Consider the following 7,229-nt stretch of genomic DNA (forward strand, 5'->3'; position numbering starts at 1 on the left):
CTTTGGGCGTGTCAGGTTTCGCTCTTCAGCGGGCGGGCCAGCAGGCCCTGGATGGCGGCGTCGACCTCGACCTCGCCGGCCAGTATGGCGGCGACCGCCTCGCTGATCGGCGCCTCGACGCCGAGCTTGGCGGCGAGCGCGCGGACGGCGGGGGCCGAGGCTACGCCCTCGGCGACGGACAGCTTGCCCGACAGGGCGGCCTCCAGGGTCTCGCCGGCGCCGAGCGCCAGGCCGACGCTCATATTGCGCGACTGCGGGCTGGAGCAGGTGAGGACCAGATCGCCCAGGCCGCAGAGGCCGGCGACGGTCTCGGGCCGTCCGCCCAGGGCCACGGCCATGCGGGTCATCTCGGCGAAGCCGCGGGTGATCAGGGCGGCGTGGGCGCTGCGCCCCAGGCCGCGGCCCTCGACGATGCCGCAGGCGATGGCCAGTACGTTCTTCACCGCCCCGCCGATCTCGGCGCCCAGCATGTCGCCGGCCACATAGGGGCGGAAGGTCGGGGTGGCGATCAGCTGGGCGAGCTTCTGGCCCAGGGCCTCGTCGGCGCAGGCCAGCGTCACGGCGGTGGGCAGGCCGCGAGCCACCTCGCCCGCAAAGCTCGGACCCGACAGCACGGCCAGCGCCGCCTGGGGGACGGCCTCGGCCGCGACCTCGGTCATCAGCTTGAGCGAGTCCTGCTCGACCCCCTTGGCGCAGAGCACCAGGGGCAGGCCGGGCCGCACGAACGAGGAAAAGCCGGCGAGCACCGACCTCAGATGCTGGGCCGGCGCCACCACCAGGACCAGGTCGCAGGTCGCGAGATCCTGAAGATCGCCGGTGGCCCCGACCGCCGCGTCGAGGGTCACGCCCGGCAGGAAGAGCTTGTTCTCATGGTCGGCCCGGATGTCGGCGACGACCTGGGCCTCGCGGGCCCAGAGCGTCACCCGCAGCCCGGCCCGGGCGCAGACCTGGGCGAGCGCCGTGCCCCAGGCCCCGCCGCCGATGACGCCTGCGTGGATCATGCCTTTGCGCCCTTGCGACCGGCCGTGTGGGTGGGATTGGCGGCGGCGGCCTCGGCGTCGAGCGGCCAGCGGGGCCGGGCCGGGGCGTCCAGCGGGTCCATTAGGCCCAGCGCCAGGCGCTCGGCGCCGGCCAGGGCGATCATGGCGGCGTTGTCCGTGCAATAGGCCAGGGGCGGGGCGTCGAAGCTGAAGCCCCGCTCGGTCGCGACCTTGGTCAGGGCCGCGCGCACCGCCCCATTGGCGGCGACGCCGCCGGCGACGACAAAGCGCAGGTCGCGCCCCCGCGGGCCCGCGCATAGGCGGCCATGGCCCGGTCAGTGCGTTCCGACAGCTGGCGGGCGATGGCGACCTGGACGGCGGCGGCGAGATTGGCGCGCTGGGCGTCGGTGGTCACGGTCTCGGCCAGGCGGGCGGCGGCGGTCTTCAGGCCTGAGAAGGAAAAGTCGCAGCCGTCGCGGCCCAGCAGGGCGCGGGGCAGGGTGAAGCCGGCGGGATCACCGCTCTTGGCCAGCTGCTCCAGGGCCGGGCCGCCGGGATAGGGCAGGCCCAGCGACTTGGCGATCTTATCGAAGGCCTCGCCGGCCGCGTCGTCGATGGTCGAGCCCAGCCGCTTGCAGGCGCCCACCCCCTCCACCGCCAGGAGCTGGCAATGGCCGCCGGAGACCAGCAGCAGCAGGAAGGGATAGGGAATGTCGGCCGCCAGCCGGGCGGAGACCGCGTGGCCTTCCAGGTGATTGACCGCGATCAGCGGCAGGCCGCGGGCGAGCGCCACGGCCTTGCCGAAGGCCAGGCCCACCATCACCCCGCCGACCAGGCCGGGTCCGGCGGTGGCCGCCACTCCGTCGAGATCGGCATAGGTCAGGCCGGCGGCGCGCATCGCCTCGGCGGCGATCCCGTCGATGGATTCCACGTGCGCCCGGGCCGCGATCTCCGGCACCACCCCGCCATAGGGGGCGTGGGCGGCGATCTGGGAGCCGACAATGGAGGACAGGATCTCCACCCGGCCGTCGGCATGGCGACGCACCACCGAGGCGGCGGTTTCGTCACAGCTGGTCTCGAGGCCCAGGAGGGTGAGGTCGGTCATCCGGTTGCGGCTTCCGGTCCCGTCCTGTAGCAGGCGGAACGTCATTGATCTTCCGCCGAGGTAGCCGTCCCGCCGTGCCCACGCAACCGCTTGTCCGGATCGGGGCCCGAGGCTCCAAGCTCTCCCTTGCTCAGGCAGGGCAGATGCAACGCCGAATCGCCGCCGCCCTGGGGGCTCCCCCGGAGGACGCCGAGCGCGTCGCCCCCCTGATCATCATCACCACCACGGGGGACCGGGTGCAGGATCGCCGTCTGCTGGAGATCGGCGGCAAGGGCCTGTTCACCAAGGAGATCGAGGAGGCCCTGCTCGACGGCCGCATCGACTGCGCCATCCATTCGCTGAAGGACATGCCGGCCGAGTGCCCCGAGGGCCTGACCCTGGCGGCGATCCCCGAACGCGAGGATCCGCGCGACGCCTTCCTCAGCCTCAAGGCCGAGCGGCTTGAGGACCTGCCCCAGGGCGCGATCCTCGGCACCGCCTCGCTTCGTCGACAAGCCCAGAGCCTGCATCGCCGTCCCGACCTCGACGTCCAGATGCTGCGCGGCAATGTGGACACCCGGCTGGCCAAGCTGGAGGCCGGCGACGCCGACGCCATCCTGCTGGCCCTGTCGGGCCTGAAGCGCCTGGGCCTGGGTCACCTGCCCAGGAGCCTGATCGATCCGGTGGCCGTGCCGCCGGCTCCCGGCCAGGCGCCTGGCCATCGAGACGCGCGTCGGCGACCGCGACCAGGCCTGGCTCGCCGCCATGCGCCACGACCCGACGATCATCGCCATCGCCGCCGAACGCGGAGCGCTGTCGGCCCTGGAGGGCAGCTGCAAGACCGCCATCGGCGCCCATGCCCGCCTGTGCGAGACCTCGCTGAACCTGATCGTCGAGGCCCTGTCCCCGGACGGCCGCCACCGGTTCCGCCGCGAGTCCGAGGTGACCTTCGCCCCCGGCGCGGACCGCGAGGCCGCCGCCCGCGCGCTCGGCCTTGAGCTCGGCCGGGCGATCCTCGAGGAGGGCGGCGACCTGATCGCCCTGCCGGACTGAGGCGCGGGGGGCGCGCAAGCTTCACCGGTTGATTTGGCCGCGGCCAGGGGCCAGGGTCCCAACTGCCCATTCTGAGTTTCGGACATCACCTTGCCCGGCCGTAAAATCTGGATCACCCGCGCCCAGCCCGGCGCGGACGCCACCGCCAGCCGTGTCAGGGCGCTGGGCCACGAGCCCCTGGTCGCGCCCCTGCTCGATGTCCAGCCGATCGACGGCGGCGAGATCGACCTGGAGGGGGTGGGGGCCCTGGCCTTCACCAGCGCCAACGGCGTGCGCGCCTTCGCCGACCGTTCCGCCGCCCGCGGCCTGAAGGTGTTCGCGGTCGGCGCCGCCACCGCCGCCGCCGCCAAGGCCGTCGGCTTCCGCCAGGTGCTGTCCGCCGACGGCGATGTGGAGGCCCTGGCCGAGGGCATATTGGGCCGCCAGCGCGAGATCATGGGCCAGTTGCTGCATCCCGGCGCCGCCGAGCCGGCCGGGGATCTGGTGGGCCTGCTCAACGCCCAGGGCGTCGCGGCCCGCGGCCTGGTGCTCTACGACACCGCCCCGGTCGCCTTCACCGACGCCCAGCTGGCCGAGCTGGCCGAGGTCGAGGTGGCGCTGCTGCATTCGCCCAAGGCCGCGCTCGCCCTGGCCGAGCTCCTGACGACCCATCCCATGCCGCAGCTGAAAGTGCTGGGTCTGTCCCAGGCGGTGATCAAGCCCCTGGCCAAGGCCAAGATCGCCCACAAGGCCTTCGCCCCCTTCCCTCTCGAAGCGGCGCTGCTAAATCTGATAGACCGGACGCCTGACTAGAGACGCCGGACCCGCAAGACCCCCGACCGGCTCGCCAGAAAGATCGGCCATCATGAGCGCCCAGCCCGATCCCGTCGAACTGCTCGCCCCGCGCGATCCGGCCGAATATGGCCGCCAGAGGCTGATCGGCCGCGGGTTCTGGGCCGGGATCGGCGTCTCCCTGATGGTGATGGCGGCCCTGCTGGCGGTCTGGCGGTTCGGGCCCCGGCTGTTCGTCGCCGCCCCGCGTGCGGCAGCCGAGGCGCCCGTCGTCGCCGAGGACGCGCCCCTTGCCGGACAGGCCCCACGCCCCCTGCCGGCGGAGCGGCCGATCCCCGCCGACGCGACTCCGGCCTCCGCCGACATTGAGCGCCTGGCCCAGAGGCTGGACACCCTGGAGGCCCAGCAGTCGCGGACCGCAGAACAGGCCGCCGCGGCGCTGGCCGCCTCGGTGCTGCTGGACGCGGCCCAGAGCTCGCGGCCCTTCGCCGACGAGCTGGCGGCGCTGACCGCCGTCTCGCCGCCCACCACCGATCTTCGCGCCCTGCGCCGCCTGGCCCAGGTCGGCGCCCCCAGCCGCGCCGAGTTGGCCGTGGACTTTCCCGACTACGCCGCCCGCGCAGCCGCGGCGTCCCGCAGCCTGGGCGACGGCGGCGGCCTGTGGGCCCGGATCAAGGCCGCCCTGTCGCGGGTGGTGATGCTGCGAAGGGTCGGCGACGTGCCAGGCAAGGGGGTGGACGCCACCCTGGCCCGCGCCGAGCACCTGGTTCAGGAGGGCGATATCGATCATGCCCTGCGCGCGCTCGACACCCTGCCCCAGGCCGGCCGTGACGCCATGGCCCCTTGGCGGGCCAGGGCCGAGCGCCGCGCCGAGATCGACCGCAGGGTCGCCGCCGTGCGCGCCGACGCCCTGGAAGACCTCGCCCGCATGGCGAGGGGCGGCGCATGATCCGCGCCGCCCTCGCCGTCGTCCTCGTCCTGGCGCTCAGCGTCGCGGTCCTCGCCCTGTCCGGCGAGGCCGGTCACGCCAGCATCATCTGGATGGGGTGGCGCGCCGACCTGACCGCCGCGGCGCTCGCCCTGATCACCCTGGTGGGCGCGCTCCTGGCCCTGGTGTTCTGGCGGCTGCTGCTGTGGGTGATCGAGGCCCCGCGCCGGGCCGAGCGGGCCCGGGCCGACACGCGGCGACGCCAGGCCGGCGAGGTCCTGACCCGCGGCTTCCTGGCCGTCGCGGCGGGGGACGGCGCCGAGGCGCGCCGCCTGGCCGCCAAGGCCGCCGATCTCGCCGAGGACGCGCCGGGTCTGGTCCGCGTGCTGGCCGCCCAGGCGGCGGAAGCCGCCGGCGACACCATCGCGGCCCAGGCCGCCTATTCCGCCATGCTGGGCTTTCCTGAAATGCGTCTGGCCGGCCACAAGGGCCTGATGCAGCTGGCCCAGGCCCAGGGCGACCGCGCCACGGCGCTGAGCCACGCCGAGCAGGCCTATGGCCAGGCCCGCACCGCCCGCTGGGCCTGGCGCGCCCTGCTGGAGGCCAAGCTGGCCGAGGGCGACTGGGACGCCGCCCGCGACCTGGTCAAGGGCGCGCTGGACCGCAAGATCGTCTCGCCCATCGTCGCCGAGCGCGGCCGCGCCGCCCTGCTGGCCGCCAGCGCGGCAGGCCTGGAGAGCGCGCCGGACGCCAAGGCCCGGGCCCAGGCGGCCGACTTCGCCGCCGAGGCCGCCAAGCTGCAGCCGGGCTTCGCGCCAGGCGTGGTCATGGCCGCCCGGCTCCTCGCCGCCCAGGGCAAGCCGACCCGCGGCGCCCAGGCCATCGAGGCGGCCTGGAAGGTCGCGCCGCACCCGGCCCTGTGGCTGGCCTATCGCGACCTGAAGACCAATGAAACGCCGAGCCAGAGGGCCGAACGGCTCCGCGACCTGGCCGCCCTCAACCCGCCAGCGCGCGAGAGCCGCATCCTGGCCGTCGAGGCGGCCCTGACCGGGGGCGATCCCGCCGGCGCCGCCGAGGCCGCCAAGGCGCTGGAGGCCGAGCCGGTCACCGCCCGCATCGCCGGCCTGATGGCCCGGGTCGCCTTCGCCGGCGGCCGTCCGGACGAAGCGCGGGTCTGGATGGCCCGGGGCGTCTCCGCCCCGCGCGAACCGGACTGGTCCGACCTCGATCCCGAGGGCCGCGCCTTCGCCTATCAGCCCGGCGACTGGGCCCGGCTGGTGACCAGCTTCGCCGAGACCGGCGAACTGATCCATCCGCGCCATGAGCGCCGCGAACGGGTGATGAGCGAACTGCCGGAACTGCCGATCGCCTATGCCGACACGGCGCCCCTGCTGACCGCCGAGGCCGGGGCGCCGGGCCCCTATCCGATCGACGAAGGCCACTTCGAGGACGACGAACCCCCGCCCCCGCCGGCCCCTCGGCCCAGCCAAAGACGCCCTGCGGCCCGACGACGCTTGGCGAGCGCGCCGAGGTCCGCTAAATAGGCGCCCTCGCGGGGGGCGACCTCCCTTCGGGCCGCCTTAGCTCAGCCGGTAGAGCGGCGCATTCGTAATGCGTAGGTCAGGTGTTCGAGTCACCTAGGCGGCACCACTTCTCCCCTTTTCAGTCCCTTCAAGCCGACCCCCTCGGGGGCGGCCGGGCGGCGGCCGTTTTGGGGCAGTGGGAGCGAACGAGGCCCTTACGCCGACAGCCTCGACGTGTTCTATTCCCCGAACCACAACCATCGGGGGATGAGACATGGCCGTGATCACGGCGGGCGCGATCGCGCTCAACTTCGACCAGCTGGACCTGTCATCCCTGATCGCCGGGACGGTGACCGTGGCCAACAACGGCCAGATCTCCACCTCCGACAGCGGCATCGTCGACAGCTTCTTCGGCAGCTTCCAGTACAACGGGTCCGGCGCGCTGAGCGGCGGGACCATGACCCACCTGTCGGAGACCTATCTCGGCCAGACGGTGTTCGACATCGCCGGCGTCAATGTGCCGGTGACCACCTTCCTCACCTGGGCGCTGAGCAATGATAACGCCTCGGCCAAGGCCTATATCCTGGCCGGCGCCGACCAGATCACCGGCTCCACGGTCGGGGACCTGCTGCGCGGCCTGACCGGCAATGATTCGATCTCCGGCGGGGCGGGAAACGACACCCTGGACGGCGGGTCCGGCGACGACAGCGTGTTCGGCGGAACCGGCGACGACATCATCCTTGACGCCTCGGGCTCCAACTATCTGCGCGGCGACGACGGCAATGACCAGGTCTCCGGCGGCTCGGGCTTCGACGACATCAACGGCAACGCCGGCAATGACACGGCCCACGGCAACCTCGGCGACGACTGGGTGGTGGGCGGCAAGGACA

At 73.5% G+C, this 7,229-nt stretch carries 5 protein-coding genes, 1 tRNA gene and 2 pseudogenes; 6 read left to right on the forward strand and 2 right to left on the reverse strand.

Features of this window, described 5'->3' with window-relative positions; all coding sequences use genetic code 11:
- Window positions 1-11: 11 nt before the first annotated feature.
- The gene (locus MQH10_RS23345; RefSeq protein ID WP_242566385.1) at window positions 12-1,001 is read right to left on the reverse strand and encodes an NAD(P)H-dependent glycerol-3-phosphate dehydrogenase; all 990 of its coding nucleotides are present in this window, start codon (window positions 999-1,001) and stop codon (window positions 12-14) included.
- A pseudogene (gene tsaD, locus MQH10_RS23350) lies at window positions 998-2,085 on the reverse strand (tRNA (adenosine(37)-N6)-threonylcarbamoyltransferase complex transferase subunit TsaD). Before tsaD ends, MQH10_RS23345 begins: the two are co-directional and overlap by 4 nt.
- Window positions 2,086-2,159: 74 nt before the next feature.
- Here tsaD and hemC point away from each other — a divergent pair.
- The 6 genes and pseudogenes from hemC to MQH10_RS23380 form a co-directional block, all read left to right on the forward strand.
- Window positions 2,160-3,117 (forward strand): annotated as a pseudogene (hemC, locus tag MQH10_RS23355) (hydroxymethylbilane synthase).
- Window positions 3,118-3,207: 90 nt separating this feature from the next.
- Window positions 3,208-3,909, forward strand: coding sequence for a uroporphyrinogen-III synthase (locus MQH10_RS23360; protein ID WP_272887110.1), 702 nt, complete (start codon window positions 3,208-3,210; stop codon window positions 3,907-3,909).
- A 52-nt stretch (window positions 3,910-3,961) separates the two neighbouring features.
- Window positions 3,962-4,837, forward strand: a complete 876-nt coding sequence (locus tag MQH10_RS23365; RefSeq protein WP_242566386.1) for a COG4223 family protein — start codon at window positions 3,962-3,964, stop codon at window positions 4,835-4,837.
- Complete coding sequence (locus tag MQH10_RS23370; protein WP_242566387.1) at window positions 4,834-6,360, forward strand: heme biosynthesis protein HemY; 1,527 nt, start codon at window positions 4,834-4,836, stop codon at window positions 6,358-6,360. The genes MQH10_RS23365 and MQH10_RS23370 overlap by 4 nt, the downstream gene beginning before the upstream one ends.
- A 30-nt stretch (window positions 6,361-6,390) precedes the next feature.
- A tRNA-Thr gene (locus MQH10_RS23375) sits at window positions 6,391-6,466 on the forward strand.
- Window positions 6,467-6,613: 147 nt separating this feature from the next.
- Window positions 6,614-7,229, forward strand: a 616-nt coding sequence (locus tag MQH10_RS23380) for a calcium-binding protein (RefSeq protein ID WP_419720800.1), incomplete at its 3' end; no start/stop codon positions are given.

It is taken from the genome of Phenylobacterium aquaticum, from assembly GCF_022695515.1.
GTDB lineage: Bacteria > Pseudomonadota > Alphaproteobacteria > Caulobacterales > Caulobacteraceae > Phenylobacterium > Phenylobacterium aquaticum.